This is a genomic window from Agrobacterium sp. D14 (assembly GCF_001526505.1).
Lineage (GTDB): Bacteria > Pseudomonadota > Alphaproteobacteria > Rhizobiales > Rhizobiaceae > Agrobacterium > Agrobacterium leguminum.
In genome coordinates, this window is record NZ_ASXX01000029.1 from 1 (window position 1) to 25912 (window position 25912).

The window sequence follows — 25912 nt, forward strand, 5'->3', positions numbered from 1 at the left end:
CAGCCGCCAGCCGCCAGCCGCCAGCCGCCTATAGTATAATGTTCCCAAATCCGGCCGGACTCGGCCCGGCCCAACCCGATCCCGTGCGGCGGACTATATCCGAGACTCCAGCGGACGCGCCTTGCGCGGCCGCTGGAGCATTTTTGAGTAAAAAGCGAAATCGCTTTCACGTCCGGACAATGCGTTAAAACAGAAGGCCAGTGCACTCCCCCGCGAACCCCCGTTCACGGGAAATCTTCTAGACCGCCAGCAGTTTCTCGTTGCCGATGCGGGTGGTTTCGACGGCGCCCTCGGTTTCGATCCGTTTTCCCGTGGCCGGATCGAAGAAATGAAGGTGGGCGGCGGGGAGATCGAGGTGGATGCGCTGGCCGGGTTTTACCGAAAGGTCCTCACCGATCGCGGCGGAGAAGGTCTCGCCGGCGATATCGGCATGGACGATGCGGCCCGAGCCCAGTTCTTCGACGAAATCCACGACCGCCGGCACGCCGGCGCCATCCGTGCTGACCACGCACTGTTCCGGGCGGATGCCGACGGTCACGTCGCGGCCGCGCAGTTCCAGCGCAGTTTCGGGGAAGAGCTTTACGGGCGTGCCATGCAGCATCACGGAGGGCGATTCCACCTCCACCCTCGTGTTGAACAGGTTCATGGCAGGCGAGCCGATGAAGGAGGCCACGAAGGTGCTGGCCGGGCGGTGATAGATATCCAGCGGATGGCCGACCTGCTCGACATTACCCTTGTTCATCACCACCAGCCGGTCGGCCAGCGTCATGGCCTCCACCTGATCGTGGGTGACGAAGATGGATGTGGCGGAGAGGCGCTGGTGCAGCTTGCGGATTTCCGCGCGCATGGTTACACGCAGTTTGGCGTCGAGGTTGGAGAGCGGCTCGTCGAACAGAAACACCGCAGGTTCGCGGATGATGGCGCGGGCCATGGCGACGCGCTGGCGCTGGCCGCCGGAAAGGGCCGCGGGCTTGCGCTCCAGATAATCGGAAAGGCCGACGATCTTTGCGGTTTCCTCGATGCGGCGCTGGCGTTCGGCCTTCGGAACGCCGGCGACCTTCAGCGCATAGCCGATATTGCCGGCCACCGACATATGCGGGTAAAGCGCGTAGTTCTGGAACACCATGGCGCAGCCGCGCTCGCGCGGCTCCAGCGTGTTGACCACCCGCCCGCCAATGGCGATCTCGCCGGAGGTGATGTCCTCCAGACCGGCGATCATGCGCAGAAGCGTGGATTTGCCGCAGCCCGACGGGCCGAGGATGACGACGAATTCGCCGGAGTCGAAGGTGAGGTCCACGCCGTGCAGGGTGGGCGTCTTGCCATAGGATTTGCGGACCTGACGGATATCGATCTGAGCCATGATGGGAAAACCTTGTTGTTGAAAGCCGCGCTGTTACTTGTCGGACGAGACGAGGCCGCGGACGAACCAGCGTTGCAGGAAGGCCACGACGAGAAGCGGCGGCAGGATGATGATGAGGGAACCGGCCAGCGTGACGTTCCAGTCCGGCGTGCCGTCATCGGCGGGTAAAAGCGCGCGCAGCGACATCATCACCGTCTTGTAGGACGGGTCGGTGACCATCAGCAGCGGCCACAGATACTGGTTCCAAGCATAAACGAACATGATGGTGGTGAGCGCCAGCATGTTGGTGCGCGACAGCGGCAGCAGCATGTCCACGAAGAAACGCGCGGCACCCGAACCGTCCATGCGCGCGGCCTCCGCCAGCTCGTCCGGGATCGTCATGAAGAACTGCCGGTAGAGAAAGGTGCCGGTGGCCGTGGCGATCAACGGCAGGGTAAGGCCGGCATAGGAGTTCAGCAGGTTCCATTCCAAGGTGACCTCGATGCCGAACAGGCCGAGGATGGAGCGGAACGGCTGGAAAAGATCGGCGGCGACGGAATAGGTCGGCACCACGCGCACTTCGAGCGGCAGCATAAGGGTGATGAACACCGTCCAGAAGAACAGGTGCCTGAGCGGCGAGCGGAAGAACACGATGGCGAAGGCGGTGAAGGCCGAAAGGGCCACCTTGCCGACGGTCACCAGCGTCGCCATGATCATGCTGTTGAGGAGGGCGTTGCCGAGATTGGCGCGTTGCCAGGCCGCTTGCGCATTGGTGAAGAATTCGCCCTGCGGCATGAAGTTGAAGGGGACGCTGTTGACCTGCTGGACCGACTGGCTGGCGCCGGAAATGACGACGATGAAGGGGCCGATGAGCAGGAAGAAGCCGGCCACCATGATCGCATAGGTCAGGGCGTCGGCATAGGGTGTGCGCTGGATCATCGCCGCCTCACTTGTAATGGACTTGCCGCTCGACGAAGCGGAACTGGATGAAGGTGAAGACCATGATGAGGCCGATGAGGACGAGGCTCTGCGCCGAGGCGCCGGAATAGTTCAGCCCCTCGAAGGCCTCGCTGACGATGCGGTACACCATCACTTCGGTCGCGTGGTTGGGGCCGCCCTCGGTGGTGGAGGCGACGATGCCGAACGTATCGGCGCCGACGAAACCCTCGGTCATCATGATGACGGTGAGGAAGAACAGGGTCGGGGCCAGCAGCGGCACCTGAATGTCGATGGCGCGGCGAATGGGCCCGGAACCGTCCATGGCGGCGGCCTCCGTCAGCGAACGCGGCACGGATTGCAGGCCGGCGAACAGGAAGATGAAGGTGTAACCCGCCCATTTCCAGATGAAGATGACGATGACGAGGATGAGCGCGTGCTCGCCGTATTTGGCCGGGTTCCAGATATCGGGCCACCAGGAATTCAACGATGCGGCGATGCCGCGTTCCGGCGACAGGATAAAGCGGAAGGCCATGCCGGCGGCGGGACCGGCAATCGCATAGGGCAGGATATAAAGCACCCGGAAAAAGCCGGAGCCGGGAAGCTGGCGATCGACCGCAAGGGCGAGCACGAGGCCGATGAGGATCGCGAAAAACGGACCGGCGACCGCAAAGATCAGGCTGGTGAGGATCGACTGCCAATAAAGCGGATCGCCGAAGGTTTCGATGAAATTGGCTAAACCGACGAATTCCGCCTGGCCGCCGAAGGGCGGCTCCAGCGTGAATGCCCAGTTCAGCACCGCCGCGACCGGCCAATAGAAGAACAGAAGGATAAGCAGAAACTGCGGCAGGGCGAAGAGCACAGGCAGCCATGTGCTTTTGAAGACGGTACGCTTTTCCATTGGAGTCCGGCAGGGTTCGAGATTTCGGCGGGCCTGCCCGAACGACTGTCCGGACAGGCCTTTGACGGCGATGAAAGAACGCTTAGTTCAGCTTGGCGCCTTCATAGGTCTTTTCGAAGCGGCGAAGGCCGGTGTTGGCGCGCTCGACGGCCTTGTCGAGTTCGGCCTGGACATCGGCGTTCTGCATGAAGATGGCTTCGAGCGAGGTCGAGAGTTCCTTGCGGATCTGCGTGAAGTTGCCGAGGCGGATGCCGCGGGTATATTCGGAAGGCGGCGTAAACGTCAGGCTTTCGATGGCCTTTTCACGGCCCTTGAAGGGAGCCTTGTCGTAAAAGCCCTTGGCCTTCATGGCGTCGTAGCCGGTCTTGGTGACCGGGATGTAGCCGGTGACGGTGGACCACCACTCAACCATGTCGGGCTGGGCGATGAAGTTCAGGAACGCGGCAGCGCCCTTGTATTCGGCTTCCGGACGGCCGGCCATGACCCACAGCGAAGCGCCGCCGACGAGCGAGTTCTGGCGTGCGGTGCCCTTCCAGACCGGCAGCATGGCGACGTCCCACTTGACGCCTTCCGGCATGCCCTTGCCGACCGAGCCGTGGCTGGCGATCGAGCCGGTGAAAATCTGGCAGGTCTGCGAGGTGAAGGCGGGCAGGAGATCCATGCCGAGCTGCTTGGTCTTGACGACGAACAGCTTCTCGTCCTGCATCTTCTTGAAGAATTTAACGTGATCGACGAATTTCGTCTTGTTGACCGTGAGTTCGGCGTCGAGGCCCTGATAGCCGTTGCCCTTGGTGGCGATGGGCTGGTTATGGATGGCCGAGAACTGCTCCATGAACATCCAGGTGTCGAAGTTGAACGCCATCGGGCATTCGAAACCGGCGGCCTTGAGCTTCCTTGCGGCTTCCTCGACCTGTTCCCAGGTGTCCGGCTTGAAGGTGATGCCGGCCTTCTCGAACGCGCTGACATTGTAATACATGACGGCGGTGGAGGAATTGTAGGGGAAGGAGTTCAGCTCGCCGGCGGCCGTGGCGTAGTAATTGGCGATGCCGGGGAAATAATTGTTCCAGTCGATCTTGTAGCCATTGTCGGCCATCAGCTTCTTGGCGGGAACGAAAGCCTTGGACAGCATCATGTCCAGCGTGCCGGCGTCATAAATCTGGGTGATGGCGGGCTGCTTCTTGGCGCGATAGGCGGCAATGGTGTTCTGCAGGGTGGATTCGTAGTCGTTCTGCGAGGTGCAGACGATTTCGAATTCGGCCTGGGATTCGTTGAACTTCTTGCAGGTGTCCTGCACGCGGTCGCCGAGATCGCCGGAAAGGCCATGCCATAATTCGAACTTGGTCTTTTCTGCCTGGGCGGCCGTGGCACCGAAGGCGGCGGCGATGGCGACGCCGGCCACGAAGGAAGTCAGAGCGGAAGATTTCATGAGTTGAGCCCCGTTGCTGGAATGATGGCCTGCTCGGCAAGGACTCCACGTCCCCGGCACGAAGCCACGGAGGCTCTGCTAACAGCCGTCTTTGACGGATGGCTTACAGTTTGTTGAACGTTTTATGATGACTGGCCGCGCAGCCCATTCCGCGCGGCGAAAAAAGTGCGATAAATACGGAAAATCGGAATTTAGGATTATTTATCAGTATCTTCCTGTTTTTGGCCCGCCTCGCTACCTGCTGCTGAACAGCTTTCGCCAGTCAACCGCGACGTGCAGCCTCGATGGCGGCGACATCGATTTTCTTCATGTCCATCATCGCGTCGAAGGCGCGTTTGGCCTCCGCGCCGCCGGCGGCCATGGCGTCCATCAGCACGCGCGGCGTGATCTGCCAGGAAACGCCCCATTTGTCTTTGCACCAGCCGCAGGCGCTTTCCTGCCCGCCATTGCCGACGATGGCGTTCCAGTAACGGTCGGTTTCTTCCTGATCTTCGGTCGATATCTGGAACGAGAAAGCCTCGCTCTGCTTGAAGACCGGCCCGCCATTGAGGCCGATGCAGGAAACGCCTGCCACGGTGAACTGCACCGTCAGCACATCTCCCTTCTTGCCGGAAGGATAGTCGCTCGGTGCGTGGTGAACGCCGGTTACCGCGCTATCGGGAAAGGTTTCGGCATAAAATCTGGCCGCGGCCTCGGCATCCTTGTCGTACCAGATACAGATCGTGTTCTTTTCCATCGGTGTGTTCCTCCCAAATTCAAATCGTCGTCGCGCCGGCGCGGAAATTCGCCGGCCATTGCCGGTTCCCCATTCGGTATAGAATGCGACCATGCGCCGAACGTTCCAAAAAAACGGCGGCGAGAAAAAACCGGCAGGCAACACATTGCCACGGTATCTGCAACTTCAGATGACGAACATCAACTTTATCCTTAAATATTATTTAAGAATGTAATCATAATATTCACGAATGATTTTGAATAGGAATCATCCTTTTCCATCGGAGAAACGCGCGTGAGTATTCTTGATCGTGGTGCCAATGCTTTTGCGGTTCTCGCCGCGCTTTCCAAATCCCAGGCCATAATCGAATTCGATCTTTCGGGAAAAATTCTCAACGCCAACGAGAATTTCTGTCGGGCGCTCGGTTATGAGCTTTCGGAAATCGTCGGCAGGCACCACAGCATGTTCGTGGAACCTGCGGTCGTGTCCTCGCAGGATTACAAGGCCTTCTGGTCCAAGCTTTCGGCCGGCCAGTTCGATCAGCGGCAATATAAGCGCATCGGCAAGGGCGGCCGGGAAGTCTGGATCGAGGCGTCCTACAATCCGGTGTTTCGTCGCGGCAAGCCGGTGAAGGTGGTCAAGATCGCCACCGATATTACCGACCGCAAGCTGAAGGCGGCGGAAGATGCGGGCAAGATCGATGCCCTGTCACGGGCGCAGGCCATCATCGAATTCTCCCCGAATGGCGAGGTTTTGACCGCAAACGAGAATTTTCTCGCCGCTCTCGGTTATTCGCTGGCGGAAGTGCAGGGCAGGCACCATTCCATGTTCTGCGAACCGGCCTATACGCAGTCGCCGCAATATAAGCAGTTCTGGGAAAGGCTGGCCGGCGGCGATCTCGTGGCGGACGAGTTCATGCGGCTTGGCAAGGGCGGCCGCAAGGTCTTCATTCAGGCGTCCTATAACCCGATCTTCGATCTCAACGGCAAGGTGTTCAAGGTCGTCAAATTCGCGACCGACGTGACCGGCCGCGTCGAAAACGTCGAAAAGCTGGCGCAGTGCCTCACCGATCTGGCCGAGGGCGATCTTGCCCAGAGCATCGACAAACCCTTCATCCCCTCGCTTGAAAGATTGCGCACGGATTTCAACGCGGCTTCGGAAAAGCTGAAAAGGGCCATGACGCTGGTGTCTGAAAATGCCGGCGCCATTTCGTCCGGTTCCAACGAGATCAGGTCCGCTGCCGACGATCTCGCCAGACGCACGGAGCAGCAGGCCGCCTCCATCGAGGAAACGGCAGCCGCGCTCGAAGAAATCACCACCGCCGTCAACGATTCGAGCCGCCGCGCCGAAGAGGCCGGCAAGATCGTCGCCCGTGCCCGTGATCACGCGGAACATTCTGGCCAGGTGGTGCGCGATGCGATCGGCGCCATGGACCAGATCGAAAAATCATCGCGCGAGATTTCCAACATTATCGGCGTGATCGACGAAATCGCCTTCCAGACCAATCTTCTGGCATTGAATGCAGGCGTGGAAGCCGCCCGCGCGGGTGAGGCGGGCAAGGGTTTTGCCGTGGTTGCGCAGGAGGTTCGCGAACTCGCGCAGCGTTCCGCAACGGCCGCCAAGGAAATCAAGAGCCTGATCAATGCTTCCGGCGCGCAGGTGGAAAACGGCGTCGGCCTCGTCACCCGGGCGGGTTCGGCCCTGCAGGAAATCGCCGAGCAGGTGCGGGATATCAACACCAATGTCGTTGCGATTGTCGATGCCGCGCGCGAACAGTCCACGGCGCTTGCGGAAATCAATCAGGCGGTCAACACCGTCGATCAGGGCACCCAGCAGAATGCCGCCATGGTCGAGGAGCAGACCGCCGCAAGCCACAGCCTTGCGCGGGAAGCGGCTGCCCTGTTCGAGCTTCTCGGGCAATTCCGGTTCGAGGACGCTCCGCGTTCCGCCGCCTCCGCGCGTAGCGGCTTCGAGCCGCAATCCGCGCCGGCGCCCTCGCATCGCAGCGCATCCCGCCCGCTTGCGGCGCGCGGTTCCGCTGCGGTTGCCGTCAAGCATGAGGAGTGGCAGGACTTTTAGGGTGAGGCCTCAGTCGCCCTGAAGCCGGTGGTGAGCCCACATTCTCTCATCATCGGCACTGTGCCACTGTCGTCCGGTTTAAATTCCGGACGGTCCGCAGCACCCTTTAAAGTCAGCCGCGGAGTATCAACATTCTCTCGGCGTCATCCTCGGCCCTGTGCCGAGGATCTAATCACGTTTAATAAAATCAATACGTTGCAGATCCTCGGGACAGGCCCGAGAATGACGTCGGCGTGATTGGCTCGACTTGCCTTCCATCCGATCACGCCAGTCCATTCGATGTTCGATACGTGATGACAAGCCGGGAAGCTGGGCATATCTTCCGGATTGGCCGATAATCGGCACATCGCGTCTGGAATTTTCGGGGACTTTCGCTTGGCAGGGATATCGACAAGCCGCATGGCTCTTGCCCTGTGTCTGCTGACCGCAGCCTTCGGCGCGGCGCAAGCCGAACAGCCCGCCGGGGAAAAAGCCGCCTGCGCCTATACCCATGATGTCGCGCCGGATTTGTGCATCAATGCCGGCAGTTACAATAACGATCTTTGCCATGCCATCGAGGTGCTCGCCGCCCGCCATGCCGTTCCGCCGGATTATTTCGCCCGGCTGATCTGGCGGGAAAGCCTGTTCCGGCCCAATGCGGTCAGCCCGAAGGGGGCGGAGGGCATTGCCCAGTTCATGCCGGGAACGGCGCGGTTGCGCGGTCTCGAAGACAGTTTCAACATCATCGCCGCGCTTGAGGCGTCTTCCCGATATCTTTCCGAATTGAACGTGCAGTTCGGCAATTTCGGCCTTGCCGCCGCAGCTTACAATGCGGGGGAGGCGGGCTTGCGGAACTTCATCGCCAACGGTCGCCTGCCCACCGAAACCCGCGATTATGTGTTCGCGATCACCGGTTATCCGGTGGAGACATGGAAGGACAATCCGCCGGAAAAGGCGGCGCCGGCGCTGGATGACAACCGTTCCTTTCTCGACGCCTGCGTGCGTCTCGCCGACACCCGCACCATGAACGATCCCGTTCTCATTGCATCGGCCGACTGGGCACCCTGGGGCGTGCAGCTTGCGGCGCATTATAATCCGGCCGTGGCGAACCGGCTTTTCACCCGGGCGATCCTGCAGCTTTCGGAGCCGCTAAATGCCGAGCGGGCTTTGATCGTGCGGCAGCGGGGCGGCAATTTCGGTTCGCGGCCGCGTTATGCCGCCCGCATCGGCCGGGAAACCAGAGCCGAAGCCAATGCGCTTTGTGGCGATATCCGGCGGGCGGGCGTTCCCTGCACCGTGTTCCGCAACAGGTAAAAACGGCGCGCGCCGGACCGGTAAATCGGCTTCCCGCGACAGGGCTGATCATAAGAAGTTGATCGGCTTTGCGGCCGTTCCATCTTTCCGTGCAAAATGATCGTGCCTAGATTTGCCCCCGGACGCTGGCCGACAACCGGGGCCGGTGACGTTTTGTAGGGAATGATCTGGAAATGAGATGGCTTGAAAGAGGATGCCTGGCGGCCGTGCTGGTTGTCGTTGCGGCGTGCACCAGCGCCGGCGAGACGGAGATTTCCCGCACTGTCGCAGGTTTCGTGGGGCAACCGCGCGAGGCCGCAATCGCCCGACTCGGCCGCCCGAACAAGGTCATCATCGAAAACGGCGAAACCGAATCCTACTGGCTGAAAGTCGATAGGGAGACCTATGCCGGCCTCAGCAACAGGCGCGAAGTCAAGACCGTCAACGGGCAGGCGCAGGTCTCGGAAACCGAGGGCATGAAGATCAAGGAACATCGCCGCGACTGCATCATCAAGATAACCGCGGATGCCGCCTCCATCGTCAGGACGAGCGAGATCATCGGCAATCCGGCCAATTGCGAAAACCTTCTCGACAGGCAGGCCTCCTGAGGAACTGCTGTCGCGGTCGCTCCGGTTGCCGAAGCCTCAAAGCTCCATCTTGATGGTCAACATATATTCGGTGCCCTTCGCCCGGTCACGCGTGCGGGAGACTTCAAGCGTGACCTTGTCCAGCTTGTGCCCAAGGGTTTCCTTGATCGTTCCTCCCGGCGTATCCTCGCGCCGGAACGAGGTGTCGCCGTAACCGACGCCGATTTTGCGGGTAATGGCATTTTCCGTGTAGGTTCTTCCAAACATGGCGGAAGCCTGGCCGCTGCGCACTGTCGTTTCGAAGCCGCGGGATTCGATGTCGCGATAGGCCGAGGCGGCAATCGAATTGTCCGAACTGCTATAGCTGCCGCCGGCGCTTATTCTGGCGAGCCGATGGCCGTCATGTTCCAGGGAAAAATTGCCGTCGGCCGAAGGTCCGAAACGACCGCCGTTCATGGCGTCCTTATAGGTGAAGCGGAAGCGGCCGCTGCGTGCGTCCACCTGATAATTATAGGAGGCGTCGCCGCTGCGGATCTGGATGCCCGGCGCCGGCTCGCTGCCGAGAATCGGCGACACCTTGTCCGCGAACTGGAACAGGGGTTTGGTGACCTCTTCGAATTCCGACTTTGACAATGCCAGCGGCTTGCCATCCGGGTCGAACTTCCCGACCGCCAGGCACGGGCGCTGGTTGATGATGCTCTTCAGGGCAAAGACCGTGCAATTGTCGCTTGTCGTGCCGGCAATCGCGGCGTGGACGGAATTGCGCAGGGTGTAACTGCCGCAGCAGGAGAAGGCCTCGTTGTCGAGGCTCGCATCGCGCGTATAGCCCGTAAAGACGATGCCGCTTGCCCCGTTGGTAAGGCCTGCATTGGCGAAATGCGGCCCGCTTTGCAGCGGAAACAGCTTCAGCCGGCTCTGGTCAGCGAGCGTTTTCGGGTTGGAAGGCGATGGAAGCGGCATTCTTCTTCTCTCCTGAAACACGGGAACGGTGCGCTTTTTTTACCATCGTAAATTGAAGCCGCAACCCTTAACTGTACCCCGTGAGATATGCCGTTTCTGTGGATGAGAGCGACCGCTGTTGTTACTGTGAGCCTGTGCGCATATGTTGGAATACTCAATCTTGATTTCCGGGCAAGGCGGACAGGCGCATAATGACCTCCCAGTTGGATTTTTTCGCACCCGCGGCAGCGCGGCTTCCGCAGGCTGAAAGAGGGCGAAAAGCCGGTGGTCGCGAAACGGCCCAAAAGACCGGTGCGGACGATGAGGCGCTTGCCGCACATCTTGAATCCACCGGTAATTATCGTGTCCTGCGCCGGCTGCAGCCGCGCGCTGTCGTCGATCGGCCAAGGCCGGAATTCGCCCGTCAGGGGGTGATCCTCGATACGGAAACGACGGGCCTCGACCATCGCACCGATGAGATCATCGAAATCGGCGTCATCGCCTTCACATTCGACGATAACGGCACAATCGGCGATGTCACCGGCATCTATGGCGGCTTGCGGCAGCCGGGTATCGCGATTCCCGAAGAAATCACCCGCCTGACCGGTATTACCGACGAGATGGTCGCGGGACAGTCGATAGACATGGACCGGCTGACCTCCCTCATTGCCCATGCCGATCTGATCATCGCCCACAATGCCGGTTTCGACCGCCCCTTTTGCGAGGCCTTCTCGCCGATCTTCCGCGACAAGGCATGGGCCTGCTCCGTTTCGGAAATAGACTGGCGCACGCGTGGTTTCGAGGGCAACAAGCTCGGTTATCTGATCGGGCAATCCGGCTATTTCCACGATGGCCATCGCGCGGTGGACGATTGTTTCGCCCTGCTGGAGGTGCTGGAGCAGACGCGCCCCGGCCAGAGCAGCACGCCCTTTGCCGAACTTGATGAGGCAAGCCGGCGCTCAAGGGTGCGCCTCTACGCGGAAAACAGCCCGTTCGACATGAAGGATCACCTGAAAAAGCGGGGCTATCGCTGGTCGGACGGTTCCGATGGGCGGCCGAAATCCTGGTGGGTGGAGCTGCCGGAGGAAAAGCTCGAAGAGGAACTGCATTTCCTGCGGACCGAAATCTACCGCTGGGACGCCGATCCCACGGTCAAATATCTCACCGCTTTCGACCGGTTCAAGGCCGGGTGAAGCGCGGGACATTCCGGTTTTCAGATTGCATACAATTTCTGCAATGAATCGAAAACAATCGCTGTAAAATTGGGCAGGTCCGCGCAACGGTCTCCAAAGCGCAGAAAAATATCATTTTACATCAATAGCTAAGCCGATTGGCACGGCTCCTGCATGACAAAGACGTCGCAGGAGAGTGTTTATGAGCAAAGCCGCAGCAATCGACATCGCGTCCGTATCCAAGATTTACGGCAACACCACCGCCGTGCATGCGATAAGCCTCAAGATTCCGGCCGGGAGTTATTGCTGCCTGCTCGGCCCGTCGGGCTGCGGCAAGACCTCGACATTGCGGATGATTGCCGGCCACGAAAGCATCTCCAGCGGCGATGTCCGGCTAGGCAATACAGTCGTCACCGATCTGCCGCCCGCCCGGCGCGGCACGGCGATGATGTTCCAGTCCTATGCGCTGTTTCCGCATCTCGATCTCGTCGACAATGTCGCCTTCAGCCTCAAGATGAAGGGCGTGGACAAGGAAAGCCGCCGGGCGAAGGCGCTCGAGATGCTGCGGCTGATGCAGCTCGAACCCTATGCCAGCCGCCGGCCGGCCCAGCTTTCCGGCGGCCAGCAGCAGCGCGTGGCGCTGGCGCGTGCGCTGATTACCGATCCCGAGGCGCTGCTGCTGGACGAGCCGCTTTCGGCGCTCGACCCGTTCCTCAAGATCCGCATGCGCGCCGAGTTGAAGAAGTTGCAGACCTCGCTCGGCATCACCTTCGTCCACGTCACCCACAGCCAGGAAGAGGCCATGGCGCTGGCCGATATCATCGTCGTCATGAATGACGGCCGCATCGAACAGGCGGCCACGCCGCGCGAGGTGTTCGAGCGTCCCGCCACCGCTTTCGTTGCCCGCTTCATGGGCGACCACAATGTCATTTCCGGGCGTTACCGGGAAAAAACGGACGATCTCGTCACGCTCGAAGTGGCGGGCGGCGGCACTTTCACGGCAAGCGGCGTCGCCCCGGATGACGGCGCGGTCGATATCGCCGTGCGCACCGACCGCGTGCGCGTCGGTGAAGCAGACCAGCCGGGCCTCGGTTTCACCGGCATCGTCTCGAATGTCGAATATCGCGGCGCAAGCGTGAAGATCGCCGTAACCGGCGCGGGCATCGAGGATTTCAACGTCATCCTCAGCGATGCCGCCTTCTTCGAAAATCCGGTCAGGACCGGAGACGCCATACCGCTTTCATGGAATGCGGCCGATGCCATCGTGCTCGGCCGGGTAGAGAAGTGACCCCAAAAATAACCAGAGGAGAACTTTGAAATGACCGATACCACCAACAGCAAAAAGGGCCTGTCCCGCCGCGGCCTCCTGAAGGCGGGCGCAGCCGCCACGGGTGCCGCAATCGGCTCCGGCCTCATCACCGGCTTCCCAACCATCTGGGCGCAGAACCCGATCACCATCCGCCAGTTCGGCACCGGTGTGTCGAACCTCAACGCCATTGCCGAAAAGTGCAAGGCCGATCTCGGCATCACGCTCGAAATGACGGCGACGGATTCGGATGCCGCCGCCCAGCGCGCCGTTACCCAGCCGAATTCCTACGATATCGCCGATATCGAATACTGGATCCTGAAGAAGGTCTATCCGGCCGGCGTCATCCAGCCGATGGAAATCAAGAAGCTGAAATATTACGACAAGATCGTGCCGCTGTTCAAAAACGGCAAGCTGAAGCCGGACAGCGTCGTCGCGCAGGGCACGGCCCCGCACACCGTCGGTTTCGTCGAAAAGCCCGGCGACAAGACATTTGCGAAGGGCGAGACCGATTATTTCACCATGGTCCCGACCATCTATAATGCCGATACGCTCGGCATCCGCCCCGATCTCGTCGGCCGCGATATCTCCAGCTGGGCCGATATCATGGACCCGAAGTTCAAGGGCAAGACCTCCATTCTCAACATCCCCTCCATCGGCATCATGGATGCGGCGATGATCATGGAAGCCATGGGCAACATCAAATATGCCGACAAGGGCAACATGACCAAGGAGGAGATCGACAAGACCATCGACTTCCTCATCAAGGCGAAGAAGGACGGCCAGTTCCGCGCCTTCTGGAAGAGCTTCGACGAAAGCGTCAACCTCATGGCCTCGGGCGAAGTCATCATCCAGTCCATGTGGTCGCCCGCCGTCGCGGCGGTCCGTTCCAAGGGCATCGCCTGCAAGTACCAGCCGCTGAAGGAAGGTTATCGCTCCTGGGGCGGCGGTCTCGGGCTTGCGAAGCACCTTTCGGGCGCGAAACTCGATGCGGCCTATGAATATATCAACTGGTACACCTCGGGCTGGGTCGGCGCTTACCTCAACCGTCAGGGTTATTATTCCGCCGCCATGGAAACGGCCAAGGAGCACATGACCGCCGACGAGTGGGGCTACTGGGTCGAAGGCAAGCCGGCGCAGGGCGATATCATCGCGCCCGACGGCAAGGTCATGGAAAAGGCCGGCGCGGTGCGCGATGGCGGCTCCTTCGAGGAACGCATGGGCAAGGTCGCGTGCTGGAACTCCGTCATGGATGAAGACCGCTACATGGTCCGCCGCTGGAACGAATTCATCGCGGCCTGATGTAAAAGACGGGATCGGTGGCGGCTTGTCGTCACCGGTCCTGAAAGCGGCAGTCGCCCAAACCTCTCCTCCGTCATCCTCGGGCTTGACCCGAGGATCTAACGAACCACCACATCGGACGTGGTTAGATCCTCGGGTCAAGCCCGAGGATGACGTCGAGAGTGCGGAGGACTTGTCAACACGCTTGCTGGCGGCATTGCCGCCGGTGCTTCAGCAAATCCAGCGAAAGGCTCGAATATGGTGACGGTCAGACTCATCGGCGTCAGCGACAAAAAGGACAGGCCGCCCCGCAGCTTCGCGCTGCCGCAAAAGCTCGTATCCTATGTGCAGGCCGCTCCGCTTTTGCTGATCCTCGGCTTTTTCCTGGCTCTGCCGATCCTCATGATCGCCGTCGTCAGCTTCTGGGACTATGACTTCGCCCAGATGTATCCCGATTTCGTGACCTTCAACTATCTGGAAACGCTCGGCTCGTGGGTCACCTGGCAGACCTATCTCAACACGCTGAAATATGCCGCCGTCGTCTGGGCCATCACGCTGTTCTGCGGTTTCTGGGTCGCCTATTTCCTCGCTTTTCACATTCGTACCACCACCATGCAGATGGTGCTCTTCCTCATCTGCACCGTGCCGTTCCTGACATCGAACATCATCCGCATGATCTCTTGGATACCCGTTCTCGGGCGCAACGGGCTGGTCAACAGCACGCTGGTTAGCGCCGGCATCGTGCCCGCGCCGATTGAGTGGCTGCTTTATTCGGATTTCGCCGTGGTGCTGGCCATGGTGCATCTTTATACGCTGTTCATGGTCACGCCGATCTTCAATACGCTGATGCGCATCGACAAATCGCTGATCGAGGCGGCGCGTGACGCCGGTGCAACGGGCTGGCAGACACTCTGGAACGTCATCATTCCCCTTGCCAAACCCGGCATGGCCATCGGCAGCATCTTTGTCGTGACGCTGGTGATGGCGGATTTTTCGACGGTTCAGGTCATGTCCGGCGGGCAAAGCGCTTCCGTGGCGTTGATGATGAAGAACCAGATGTCGCTGCTGCAATATCCGGCGGCCGCCGCAAACGCCGTCATTCTGCTCATTCTCGTTCTGCTGATGGTCGCGGGCATCCTGCGCATCGTTGATATCCGCAAGGAGCTCTAATCCCATGCATCAGGAAAAACGCGGCCGCGAATTCTACATCCTCGCCTTCTTTTTCGCCCTCTTCGTGCTGTTCCTTTACGGCCCGCTGTCGGCCATCCTCATCCTCGCTTTTCAGGGACCGAATGGCGGCCTGACTTTTCCGCTGAATGGCGTTTCGCTGCACTGGTTCGGTAATCTTTTCGAACAGCAGGCGGTGGGCGATTTCGGCGGCTCCTTCCGCCGTTCCCTCGGTCTCGGGCTGATGGTCATGGCCGTTACCGTGCTGGTCTCGCTGCTGGCGGGCCTTGCCTTCCGGCGCAAATTCATCGGTGCCACGCCGTTGTTCTATCTTTCGGTCGCGAGCCTCGTGGTGCCGTCGATCATCATTTCGCTCGGCATCGGCGTTCTGTTCCAGCAGCTCGGGCTGGAGCCGTCATGGTATACGTCCGCCTTCGGCGCGCATCTCACCTGGACGCTGCCCTTCGGCGTGCTTATCATGCTGGCCGTCTTCAACCGGTTTTCGCCGTCCTATGAGGAAGCCGCCCGGGATCTCGGTGCATCCTCCTGGCAGACCTTCGCCCATGTGGTGCTGCCAATGATCGCGCCCAGCCTGATCGGCGTCGGCCTCTTCGGCTTCACGCTTTCTTATGACGAGTTCGCCCGCACATTGATGACGTCAGGCACCTACAACACGCTGCCGCTGGAAATCTACGGCATGACCACCAATGTCACGACGCCGGTGCTTTATGCGCTCGGTGCTGTTACAACCCTGTTTTCCTTCCTGGTGATTGCGGCCACGCTCGGCCTGATCGTCACGCTCAATCGCCGCCATTCACGCGGATAAAGAAACGTAAAATGCGCATTCTCGTCATCAATCCCAACACCACGCAATCCATGACCGCGACCATCGCCGACGCCGCGACGCGGATAGCCGGCCGCGATACGGACATACTGGCCGTTACCTCGTCCATGGGGCCTGTCTCCATCGAAGGTTATTACGACGAGGTTTTCGCCGTGCCCGGCCTGCTGCTGGAGCTGGCAAAGGCGCCGGCGCTTGGAGCCGACGCGGCGGTCATCGCCTGTTTCGACGATACCGGGCTCGATGCGGCCCGGGCTCTCGCCGATATTCCCGTTATCGGCATCTGCGAGGCGGCGGTTTCCGCCACCGCCTTCATCGCCCAGAAATTCACCATCGTCACGACGATGGAACGCTCGCGGCTGCCGCTGGAACACCTTGTCCACCGTTATGGCATGTCCGCCCGCTGCAATGTGCGCGCCGCCGATATTCCGGTCCTGTCGCTGGAAGACCCCGCCTCGAACGCCCGCGAAAGGCTGCGCGCGGAAATCTCGCTGGCCCTGAAAGAGGACAGGGCGGAGGCGATCGTGCTCGGCTGCGCCGGCATGGCGGATCTTGCCGCCGAACTGCGCGATGAATTCGGCGTGCCGGTCGTCGATGGCGTCGCGGCGGCCGTCAAGCAGGCGGAATCGCTAGTGTCCATGGGGTTGTCCACTGCCAAGCGCGGCGCCTATGCCACGCCGCTCGCCAAGCCCTATCGAGGCTTGCTGGAGCCATTCCGGCCGGACAGGCTCTCCGGGGCATCGGCAGACGGCGGAGACGTTCTCATCGCCTCCGCCCATAAAACGACGAAGGCGAACTGATAGGCCAGATCGCGCTGGACGTTCTGCAATGCGAGATCGCTCAGAACTATTCTGGGTCCGTTTCTTTGCAAGATGTTCAACCGCTCGGCCCTGGCGAGTATGGCCGTGACATGAGCGCGGCTGACCCCATAGGCGCGCGCCGTCGCCTTGCGGGAGAACACGCAACCCGTCGCATCGCACGTATCTGTTTTCGCGGCGGACAGCAGGTCCAACAGGATCAGGAAACCCGGCGCATGCCCAAGGAACATCCGCATCTCCTCTGAGAGAAAAGGCAAATCCTGCGCGTGCCGCAGAAACCAGCTCACACCGTCGATAAGCATGCCCGTTCCGATGGCTTCCTCCGCAGGCGTCTCCGTTGCCGGGAGGGTTTGCCACGGCGAGGCCGCGACGCGATAGGTGCTGGCAAGCGTCTCGATTGCCGAAATAATCCAGCCGTTTAGCGACCATGGCCGCTCGCGGTTATCGTCGCCGGGCGGGTGACGCTGCGCGGTATTTTCCAGCTCCAGCCAGTCGATCAATGCGCGCGTCCTGCGGCTGGATGCCCAGCCGGGTGGAACGACGACTGCCTGAACCGCCGCCAGCGTAAATAGCCCGCCATGGACCGATGCGATGCCCACTGCGCACATGACGGTGGCGAATGCGCCGAAGTCTCCGAGCGCGCGAACGAGGCGCTGTTCCTGTTTGAAGGCGGTCGATATGTGGGTGCAAAGATAGGCGACAGCATCACCAAAGGCATCGTCGTTCAGGATTCGGTTCGCAAGTAAGCCCAGCCTCTCTCGAAGCATGTCCGGCCGAGGCCGGGCGAAGTCCCTTTTCGGGTGCGTCTTTGAAGCTGGGGCGCCTGCTTTTCCGGATACCTTTCTCCCGTGGTTTTTTGCTATTCGCTACTTTATGGCGAATTCGAAAACGTGAGCTCTGTTCGTTGACGACGGCTGTGCAGGGCAGTCGTGACAGCCGAAAGGTTCCGCTCCGGAAGATGCGTGCATTTTGTTGCACTCCCCCGAGGCCCTGTTGAACGGTATTAAAAAATACTCTCATAAATTGAATGTTAAAGGGCACGTAAAAATGTGTTCCCTTTTGAGACGGTTTGCGGGAGTAACGCTGACAATAGTGTTATCTGCTGTTTTTATTGCATAATTTAATGAAGTGTCGGATGCGGAATCTTTCGTCCATTTGTCCTGAATGCAATCTTTGATGGTTGCTTTTTAGGTCTTGACGACGTTGCAGACGATGCGTCCGAAACCACCCGATATCTGAATGTTACTGCCATGTCTCTGGCACGGTCGGCAGCGATGCCGGGCGGCGCATGGAGCCCGTCATGCCTTTTATTCATCCCCAATTCTCCAGAGGAGGTTGAAATGATGCAACTTAAACATGTCGTTTTTGCCGGTCTTGCGGCCTTCGCAATGCAATTCGATATCCCGTCCATGGGCCAGCCCGCCATTGCGAACGCGGCCACCCTCACCGCCGAGCAGACGGCGGCTTTCCAGTCGAAACTGGAACAGGCGGAAGCGAGCCGCGAACTGCTCGGCCGCCGATCCGTGTGCCTGATGGAACATCTGACGGCGCAACAGCAACTCAGCGCCGACCACGAGAAGGCGCTGGGGCAGGCCATGTACCTGCAGATCGAGCTGGAGCGGCAGGTGGTGCAGTCCGAAACCAGCGTGAAGGGCTATGAGGAGCTGGTTCAGTCCGAGAGCGAGAACGTCAGGGCGCGCCAGGCCACCTTCGAAAAAGCCCGGAGGGAAATGGACGAGCAGGCCAAGCGAGTAAAAATATGCAGCGGCGTCCTCTTCTTCCTGCCGGGAATTTGCCAGGCCGGTGACGCCGCGGTCAAAGCGCTGGGCTGGATGAATGATGCGGAGCGGGAATACCGCACCGCGCAGCCGCGTCTGGACAATGCCCGGGCGGCTCTTGAAGGCGTTCGCAACCAGCTCGAAAACAATCGCCGCCAGCTTGCGGCGGCACAGCAGAGCCACGCGGAAAACCAGAAGGCGGTGAAAACTCTGGAGGAGCAGATCACCAGGCTCAAAGCGGCGATCTCCACCATCAACGTCAAGGTTCAGGACTTCAACATTCAGGTCGGCAACTTCACCAGCGCTCTCAAGGAAGCGAGCGAGGTCAATCCTGACGACGCGAAAATACGTCAGGTTACGCGGCTCTCCACCGAGATCGACGGCCTGACCAAAGACGTGCCGCAGTTCATTTCCTCCACCGAGGCCGGACTGCCGGACGACGCGAAGAAACAATGCGGATCGTGAACGATCAACCCCATGACTCTTCGTAACCACCCATCAACAGGAGCATGAAAATGAACAATGTCGTGACTTTCGAAAGCCGGACCGCCCAGATCAACAGCGCAATCGATGCCGGCGTCGATGCGATCGTTTCGCAGCCGAATTTCAGCCTTCCCAAGTCGGATACGGCGCTTGTCCGGTCCTATGTCGATAAAATCCAGGGAACCTATGATGTCGAGCGCGCCAAGCGCGACACCGACAATGCGATCGATCTGCTTTACATCGCCTATAACACCACGCCGCAGGAAAACGGCGATATTCGCGTCCGCATCAGCGCTATCATGAACAGGCTGATCACGTCGCAGCAGAAAAGCGAAATAGTCATGAAGAACGCGATGGAGGCGGCCACCCGCATTGGCCTGTCTATCGCCGATCTTTTCCCGGACTGGCTCGATGTCAGGGAAGAAAACGATCAGGCCGAAATCAAGGCATTTGTCTCCAACGATCTGATAAAGCTTGCAACGAATATCCGGGATAGGGCGCTCAGCGTTCGAGACGAGCTTCTTGCCCTTGCTGCGACCTATGACGCCATCATCAGGGACACGGCGCAAACCACGGATATGAGCGAAACGGCCCTGAGCAAACGCCTCGCCGATAAAGCGGTGATGGAACGGGAAATTCGGGAGGCGGACGCACGGCGGGAACAGCTCGAATCGCTTGTCAACGACCTCAAGGAACAGGTTGCGGCATTTGAAAAGAAGGCCCGGGAATATGAGCAGCGGGCCAATACGGCCGAGCAGCGTGCTTTTGTCATGTCGATCGTCCGGGTCGGCGCGCAGATGATTTCAAGCGCAATTCCCGCCATCGCCATGGTGGCGGGCGGTCCCGCCTCCATGCTGGCCTCGTCGGTTGGCGGCGCGCTTTCGGGACAGTCCAAGGCCGGACAGGATGCGGATGGTCAGGGGCAGGGCGGCGGCTCCCGCACCCCGTCAGGCGGCGGAAGCAAGGCCGATGCGGCCGCCAAGCAGAGCGAGCTTTCCGAAAAGAAAGCCGAGCTTCGCAAGAGCGAGGAAAAACGCGACGCTCTGAAGGGAGATGTCAAGTCGCTCGAGGACGCCAAGGCGAAGCTTGCGGACGACGCGGAAAGCGCCGACCCCAAATCGAGCAAGGCCATCGAACTTGCCGAACTCGATAAACGTCTGGCTGCACGTGCCGCGGAACTCAAGGCGCAGGAAGAAAAGATCGCCGCTCAGCAAACGGTTATTTCCAGCCTGCAGGCTTCGCTCGATGCTTTGGACAAGGGGCTGGGCAAGCTCTCCGAAGAGCAGCAGCAACAGGCGGCCAGCCTGCGTGAAATCCAGATGCAGATGATCGACAAGGCGGAGGCCTATGAGAAGGAGCGCCGTACCCAGGCGGCCGAGCTTATCAGGATCAACGCTCTCCTGAAGGGAAAGCAGGCCGAGGATGACAAGATCAAGCTTGCGGTGCAATCGCTCAACGTCAGCATTTCGGCGCTGAAACGCATGAAGGAAATCGTTGAAGAAATCGCCTTCTTCTTCAAGGGCTTCGCCGATTTCATGCAGGCGGTTGCAGATGATGCCCAGCATCAGATCACCGGCATTGAAAATGTCGCCGGGCAGGAGACGCTGCGAAAGAACCGCTTCGCGCAGCTCATCCGCTCCGTCGACGAGTTCTTCGTCAGGCAAACCGCCCAGTGGCACGCGGTGCTGATCGTCTCCGACCGCTTCAACCGCAGCTTTGCCGAAGGATGGTCGAAGCTGAACACGTTGCAGGGCTCATATATCGGTGAGAAGCATCTGCCGGCATATCTGGCGGGTGTCGCGGAAAAGCTCTCGGCCATCGTCGCCGAACGCGAGGCCGCCGCGGACGCAAAAATCGCGTCGTTGCAGGCCTATCGTCAGGACCTGAGCAAAACTGCCTGATCCCCTGAGAGCCTGCCGCTCCTGTCCCGGCCCGACAGGAAGCGTCTCCATGATCCCGGCCGAACACGTCCCCTCGGGCATGGGATCATGGGCAATGTCCTGCCGGTGCATATGCCGGCAGGACGGCCGCCGAAACTTCGACATTCACCAAATCAACGACAGGCATCCGGCCGCCATCGAAGCGCCCCATGCCACGTCATTTTCAGAAAGGAGAAGACCATGCCGACAGTCAACAAACCTCCCGTTTTGGTGCCTCAGGACACCCCCGCCTGGTGCTTTGCCGCCGTTGAGCAGATGGTGCGGGCCTATTACGGGCTTCCCGCCGCCACCCAATACGAGATTGCAAGGCGCAACACCGAAGCGCTTGCCACCGTCGATCCGCAGGTTCAGGAACGCTGGGAGCTGGCGCAGGTTCTGGATCAATCCGCCGGCATTGATGAACAGGGCGGCGCCAATGCGAACAGCAATGTCGTCAAGCTGGTTTCCAGCCAGTGGAACGCTTTCGATCACACCACGACGGGCGGCCACTTCGTCAACAGCCTGACGGCCGATATCGTCAGACACGAGATCGATAACAACCGCGTCTTCGTGATCGGAACGGAGTACCACTACTACCTCGTCTACGGCTACACCGTGAACGGCAAGGATCTCGAACTTCATATCCTCGATCCATGGCCGGCCGGGCGGGGCGGCGCCAGAACCCGCATCGGCCTCCAGGAATTCCTTGGAATGCCGGCCCGTGTCGCCATCGCCTTCGGCTAGGCCGGCAGGCCGACCGCATTTTCCTCGATTGCCGGAGATATCCGGCACCCAATCAACACAAAATCCCACCATGCGATCCCGCACGTCAACGTCCGGGAACAGGTGGCTCATGTCCAAAAAAGGAGATACACATGCCACTTCTCAGCAATTTCGTCGTCAAGCATATCCGCCCCTTCGGCGAAGCGGGCTATGATGCTTTCGGCAATGCGCAGACCATCGAATTCCTCTCAAGCCTCGGGCTCAGCACGGGGGATATCGCCAATATCTTCGCCGCCTGGCGCCTGGCGGCCCTGGCCGATCCCGTCGGTGAGAGCAATCTTCTCGTTGCGGCAGCGAATGCGCTGGCGCAGGCCCGATGGGAAAACCTCTATGAGACGCAGATGAGCACGGTGCTGTTCCTCGACGATGTCCAGCTCGAATCCCTCAGCCATCTCGAGCCCGGAGCGAACCGCAACTTTTCGTGGCGATCCCCGACCCCCATCGCCGCCGCGGTGACCATTCATAACGGCAGCAACAGGCATCACATCATCTGGGAGGCAACGGGTTTTTCCGGCGGCACCGATGAAAATGGCTGGATTTCGCACTTCGCCGACCTGTTGCCGACCGGGCGATAGGCTCTTCGCCGGATAATCGCCAGACGACGCCGGAATGTTATCGCAACGTTCCGGCGTCGATGCGGTCAGCCCCTTCATATCCCTGTCATAATGGTGTCTGATACCGAAACCGTTTGAGGCTGATATGTGTTGACGACGAGCCGTTGCACGCAGGGAGTTCTTTGGTGAAATCGTCAACGCGAAGCATAGAGACCGAAGTGCACGGCCAGAGACACGGCACACCCGGTGAGGTTTTTGCGGCTTTCCTGAAGCTCGGCGTCACCTCCTTCGGCGGCCCCATCGCCCATCTCGGTTATTTTCGCGATGAGCTGGTCGTGCGGCGCAAATGGATCGACGAAGCTGGTTATGCCGATCTCGTGGCGCTGTGCCAGTTTCTTCCCGGCCCGGCCTCCAGCCAGGTGGGGTTTGCGCTTGGGCTGCTGCGGGCAGGCCCGCTCGGTGCGCTGGCGGCCTGGACGGCTTTTACCCTGCCATCCGCCATTCTCCTCTTTTTCTTCGCCATGGTCGCCGCCTCCATCGAAGGGCCGGTCGGCACCGGCCTGCTGCATGGGCTGAAAATCGTCGCCGTCGCCGTCGTGGCACAGGCGGTCTGGGGCATGGCAAAAAGCCTTGCGCCGGATCGCGAGCGGGCCAGCATCGCGCTTGCCGGCATCGTCTGCGTCGTGTTTGTCGCCGGCGCCTTCGGGCAGATCCTGGCGCTTGCCGCCGGTGCGCTTGCCGGGCTTGTCTTCTGTCGCGCCGATGCCGCGCGGCAGGCCACCCATCTCGCTTTCCGGGTGCCGAAAAGCGCGGGATACATGGCTCTCGCCACCTTCGCCCTGCTTCTTGGCCTCCTGCCGCTGCTTGCGGCGGTCGCGGCGTCACAGGGCCTTTCTTTGTTCGATGCCTTTTATCGTGCGGGCGCGCTCGTCTTCGGCGGCGGCCATGTGGTGTTGCCGCTGCTGCAATCGGAAGTCGTCGCCACGGGGTGGGTCACGGAAGATGCCTTCATCGCCGGTTATGGCGCAACCCAGGCCGTGCCCGGTCCGCTTTTCACCTTCGCCGCCTATCTCGGTGCGGTGGTGGGGCCGCAGCCTAACGGCGTTGCAGGTGCGGCGATCGCCCTTGTTGCGATCTTCCTGCCCGGCATGCTGCTACTGGTCGGCGCACTGCCTTTCTGGGAAGGCTTCCGCAAACACCTTCTGGCACAGGCCGCCATGCGCGGCGCAAATGCCGCCGTTGTCGGCATTCTAGGCGCAGCGCTTTATGATCCGGTCTGGACAAGCGCCATCTTCACCCCGAAGGATTTCACGCTGGCGCTCACCGGCTTCATCCTGTTGACGATCTGGAAAACCCCGCCATGGGCCGTGGTGGTCCTCTGCGCGGCCGGCGGCGTTCTGCTCGCCCTGGCATAAGCCTTATCCCGCAGCGTCGATGCTGTCGAACATCCAGTCGGAAAAGGCCTGCATGGCGGGTGTCGGCGGTTTCGATTGCAGCCGGGTCAGCCAATAGCTCCCGAGCGAAATGGTAACCGGAAAAGGCTGGATGATCGCGCCGGAGGCCAGATGCCGCGAAAACATCGATGGCGGCGCCAGCGCCACGCCCAGCCCCTGCAGGGCCGCTTCCATCATGCCCAGAGACGTATCGAAAACAATGCCGGCATTCACCTGCGCCGCAGGCGTCACGCCGGCCGCCGCAAACCAGTTGCTCCATTCATCGGTCCTGTAGCTGCGCAGCAGCGTCGTTTCCATCAGATCGGCGGGTGTTTTCAGCGTCTCCGCCAGTTTTGGCGTGCAGAGCGGGGAGAGAGGCGCCTCGAATAACCGAAAGGCATCCGTGCCATGCCAGGAGCCCTGGCCGAAACGAATGGCGAAATCCAGCCCTTCAGCCGCCATATCCACCCGGTTATTATTGGTGGAAACCCTGACATCGATGAAGGGATGCTGCTTCTGAAACGCCTTCAGCCGGGGCAGCAGCCAGCCCACGGCAAAGGTTCCAACAACACCCAGAAACAGCAATTCACGCACCTGCCCGGCCTCGATCCGGTCGAGCGTCGTCGCCATCTGGTCGAAAGAGCTGGTTACCGTCGGCAGCAGGGCCTCGCCTTCGGCGGTAATCTTCAGGCCGCGCGGAAGCCGCTGAAAAAGCGAAACGCCAAGCCGCTTTTCCAGCCCTTTCACCTGCTGGCTCACAGCCGCCTGCGTCACACATAATTCGATGGCCGCGCGGGTGAAGCTCAGGTGCCGCGCCGATGCTTCAAAAGCCCGTAAGCCGTTCAGGGGAAGAAATTGCCGAACCATTCAAGACCTAGATTTTCTTGTGCCTCCTCCGAGATATCATGATTTGTTCGTGCAATGTAGGCCGGTTAAACGTCTTTCGCTGGGAACGGCCCACGGGCTGAAAATCCACTCTAGGTTTTGGAGAACGCGAAAGATGAAACTTAATCGCAGACATATCGCACTGGCCACTTTGCTTTCGACGGGCCTGTTTTCGCAGACGCTCGCCGCCGATGATGCGAAGCTGAAAGCGATAACGGATGCCGCGATCAAACCGGTCATGGAGAAAAACGGCATTCCGGGTCTTGCCGTTGGTATCAGTGTCGACGGTGAAAGCCACGTCTTCACCTATGGCGTCATGTCCAAAAGCTCGGGCCAGCCGGTGACGGCGCAGACGCTTTTCGAACTCGGCTCCATCTCCAAGACTTTCACGGTCACCCTCAGCACCTATGCCGAAATGAATGGCCAGCTTTCGCTCTCGGGCAAAGTCGAAGATTATCTTCCCTGCATGAAGGGCAAGCCCTTCGGTGATGTCACGCTGATGCAACTCGGCACCCACACCGCCGGCGGCTTTCCGTTGCAGGTGCCGGATAACGTCAAGACGGAGCAGCAGTTGATGGCCTATCTCAAGGCCTGGAAACCCTCATACAAACCCGGAACACACAGAACCTACGCCAATCCCAGCATCGGAATGCTCGGATACATCACCGCAAAGGCCATGGGTCAAAGTTTCGATGACGCCATGAAAGATACACTCTTTCCCGCTCTGACCTTGAAGAACACCTTCACCGTGGTGCCCAAGGCAAAGATGGCCGATTACGCGCAGGGCTATAAGCGAACCGGCGAACCCGCTCGCGTGACACCGGCCGTTCTCTCCTCGGAAGCCTACGGCGTCAGATCGACAGCGGAGGATATGATTCGTTTCGTCAATGCGAATATGGGACTGGAAAAGCTGGACGGAAAAATCCAGCAGGCGCTCATCAACACCCATACGGGATATTTCAGCGTCGGCGCCATGACGCAGGACATGGTCTGGGAGCAATATGCCCATCCCGCGCAGCTGAAGACATTGCGGGAGCTGAATTCCGGCACCCTGCTCAAGACTGTCCCGGTCTCTGAAATTTCACCACCCATGAAACCGCGTCAGGATGTCTTCATCAACAAAACCGGCTCCACCAATGGTTTCGGCGCTTATGTGGCGTTTATACCAAAGCAGAAACTCGGCATCGTTATTCTGGCCAATAAAAACTATCCCAATGAGGAGCGGGTTTCTGCGGCGTATGAGATTTTGACATTGCTAGGCAAAGACCGGTGAATACATGGAGTAAGGCAGTAAGCCA

Annotated in this window: 24 protein-coding genes; 16 read left to right on the forward strand and 8 right to left on the reverse strand. The window is 60.1% G+C overall.

Annotated features, from left to right (window positions below):
* Positions 1-238: 238 nt before the first annotated feature.
* From L901_RS16465 to L901_RS16485, 5 genes are all read right to left on the reverse strand, one after another.
* Positions 239-1360 carry a sn-glycerol-3-phosphate import ATP-binding protein UgpC gene (locus L901_RS16465; RefSeq protein ID WP_059758722.1) on the reverse strand — a complete coding sequence of 374 codons (1122 nt, stop codon included), beginning with the start codon at positions 1358-1360 and terminating at the stop codon, positions 239-241.
* Between the two features lie 33 nt (positions 1361-1393).
* Positions 1394-2278, reverse strand: coding sequence for an ABC transporter permease subunit (locus L901_RS16470; RefSeq protein ID WP_003520206.1), 885 nt, complete (start codon positions 2276-2278; stop codon positions 1394-1396).
* A 7-nt stretch (positions 2279-2285) separates the two neighbouring features.
* Entirely contained in the window at positions 2286-3176 is an 891-nt protein-coding gene (locus L901_RS16475; RefSeq protein ID WP_020811712.1) for a carbohydrate ABC transporter permease, read from the reverse strand.
* Positions 3177-3258: 82 nt separating this feature from the next.
* Complete coding sequence (locus L901_RS16480; RefSeq protein WP_059758726.1) at positions 3259-4602, reverse strand: extracellular solute-binding protein; 1344 nt, start codon at positions 4600-4602, stop codon at positions 3259-3261.
* 262 nt (positions 4603-4864) lie between these two features.
* Positions 4865-5338 (reverse strand): VOC family protein, encoded by a 474-nt coding sequence (locus L901_RS16485; protein WP_059758729.1) that lies wholly within the window; start codon positions 5336-5338, stop codon positions 4865-4867.
* A gap of 273 nt (positions 5339-5611) precedes the next feature.
* Between L901_RS16485 and L901_RS16490 the strand changes: the two genes are divergently transcribed.
* The 3 genes from L901_RS16490 (at position 5612) to L901_RS16500 (ending at position 9276) form a co-directional block, all read left to right on the forward strand.
* Positions 5612-7396: a PAS domain-containing methyl-accepting chemotaxis protein gene (locus L901_RS16490; protein WP_059758731.1), complete on the forward strand. Its 1785-nt coding sequence runs from the start codon at positions 5612-5614 to the stop codon at positions 7394-7396.
* Positions 7397-7795: 399 nt separating this feature from the next.
* Entirely contained in the window at positions 7796-8689 is an 894-nt protein-coding gene (locus tag L901_RS16495; protein ID WP_059758734.1) for a transglycosylase SLT domain-containing protein, read from the forward strand.
* Between the two features lie 173 nt (positions 8690-8862).
* Entirely contained in the window at positions 8863-9276 is a 414-nt protein-coding gene (locus L901_RS16500) for a hypothetical protein (protein WP_059758737.1), read from the forward strand.
* A gap of 36 nt (positions 9277-9312) precedes the next feature.
* Here L901_RS16500 and L901_RS16505 read toward each other — a convergent pair whose 3' ends face one another.
* Positions 9313-10215, reverse strand: coding sequence for a hypothetical protein (locus L901_RS16505; protein ID WP_059758740.1), 903 nt, complete (start codon positions 10213-10215; stop codon positions 9313-9315).
* Positions 10216-10406: 191 nt separating this feature from the next.
* Here L901_RS16505 and L901_RS16510 point away from each other — a divergent pair, with 191 nt between their 5' ends.
* The 6 genes from L901_RS16510 to L901_RS16535 all read left to right on the forward strand — a co-directional run bounded on the left by L901_RS16510 (position 10407) and on the right by L901_RS16535 (position 16761).
* A complete protein-coding gene (locus L901_RS16510; protein ID WP_059758741.1) occupies positions 10407-11387 on the forward strand; it encodes a 3'-5' exonuclease in 981 nt (326 codons plus the stop codon).
* Between the two features lie 181 nt (positions 11388-11568).
* Positions 11569-12654 carry an ABC transporter ATP-binding protein gene (locus tag L901_RS16515; protein WP_059758744.1) on the forward strand — a complete coding sequence of 362 codons (1086 nt, stop codon included), beginning with the start codon at positions 11569-11571 and terminating at the stop codon, positions 12652-12654.
* A 30-nt stretch (positions 12655-12684) separates the two neighbouring features.
* On the forward strand, positions 12685-13974 hold the full coding sequence (locus tag L901_RS16520; RefSeq protein WP_059758747.1) for a PotD/PotF family extracellular solute-binding protein: 1290 nt from the start codon (positions 12685-12687) through the stop codon (positions 13972-13974).
* Positions 13975-14211: 237 nt separating this feature from the next.
* The gene (locus L901_RS16525; RefSeq protein WP_020811720.1) at positions 14212-15123 is read left to right on the forward strand and encodes an ABC transporter permease; all 912 of its coding nucleotides are present in this window, start codon (positions 14212-14214) and stop codon (positions 15121-15123) included.
* Positions 15124-15127: 4 nt separating this feature from the next.
* A complete protein-coding gene (locus tag L901_RS16530; protein WP_059758750.1) occupies positions 15128-15946 on the forward strand; it encodes an ABC transporter permease in 819 nt (272 codons plus the stop codon).
* Between the two features lie 11 nt (positions 15947-15957).
* Complete coding sequence (locus L901_RS16535; RefSeq protein ID WP_059758753.1) at positions 15958-16761, forward strand: aspartate/glutamate racemase family protein; 804 nt, start codon at positions 15958-15960, stop codon at positions 16759-16761.
* Here the strand turns inward: L901_RS16535 and L901_RS27120 are convergent.
* Entirely contained in the window at positions 16653-17279 is a 627-nt protein-coding gene (locus L901_RS27120) for a hypothetical protein (protein WP_147401548.1), read from the reverse strand. The two genes, L901_RS16535 and L901_RS27120, sit on opposite strands and share 109 nt — an antisense overlap.
* Before the next feature lie 78 nt (positions 17280-17357).
* Here L901_RS27120 and L901_RS27125 point away from each other — a divergent pair, with 78 nt between their 5' ends.
* The 6 genes from L901_RS27125 (at position 17358) to chrA (ending at position 23711) form a co-directional block, all read left to right on the forward strand.
* Entirely contained in the window at positions 17358-17525 is a 168-nt protein-coding gene (locus L901_RS27125; protein WP_156430058.1) for a hypothetical protein, read from the forward strand.
* A 594-nt stretch (positions 17526-18119) separates the two neighbouring features.
* A complete protein-coding gene (locus L901_RS16540; protein ID WP_059758756.1) occupies positions 18120-19022 on the forward strand; it encodes a hypothetical protein in 903 nt (300 codons plus the stop codon).
* A gap of 50 nt (positions 19023-19072) precedes the next feature.
* Positions 19073-20941 (forward strand): hypothetical protein, encoded by a 1869-nt coding sequence (locus L901_RS16545; protein WP_059758759.1) that lies wholly within the window; start codon positions 19073-19075, stop codon positions 20939-20941.
* 219 nt (positions 20942-21160) lie between these two features.
* Complete coding sequence (locus L901_RS16550; RefSeq protein WP_059758761.1) at positions 21161-21703, forward strand: hypothetical protein; 543 nt, start codon at positions 21161-21163, stop codon at positions 21701-21703.
* Between the two features lie 131 nt (positions 21704-21834).
* Positions 21835-22317: a hypothetical protein gene (locus L901_RS16555; RefSeq protein ID WP_059758764.1), complete on the forward strand. Its 483-nt coding sequence runs from the start codon at positions 21835-21837 to the stop codon at positions 22315-22317.
* A 164-nt stretch (positions 22318-22481) separates the two neighbouring features.
* Positions 22482-23711: a chromate efflux transporter gene (gene chrA, locus L901_RS16560; RefSeq protein WP_059758795.1), complete on the forward strand. Its 1230-nt coding sequence runs from the start codon at positions 22482-22484 to the stop codon at positions 23709-23711.
* 3 nt (positions 23712-23714) lie between these two features.
* On the opposite strand, the gene gcvA is transcribed toward chrA, so the two are convergent.
* Positions 23715-24596 (reverse strand): transcriptional regulator GcvA, encoded by an 882-nt coding sequence (gene gcvA, locus L901_RS16565; protein WP_059758767.1) that lies wholly within the window; start codon positions 24594-24596, stop codon positions 23715-23717.
* 133 nt (positions 24597-24729) lie between these two features.
* Between gcvA and ampC the strand changes: the two genes are divergently transcribed.
* Positions 24730-25887, forward strand: coding sequence for a class C beta-lactamase (gene ampC / locus L901_RS16570; RefSeq protein WP_059758770.1), 1158 nt, complete (start codon positions 24730-24732; stop codon positions 25885-25887).
* Positions 25888-25912: the final 25 nt, after the last annotated feature.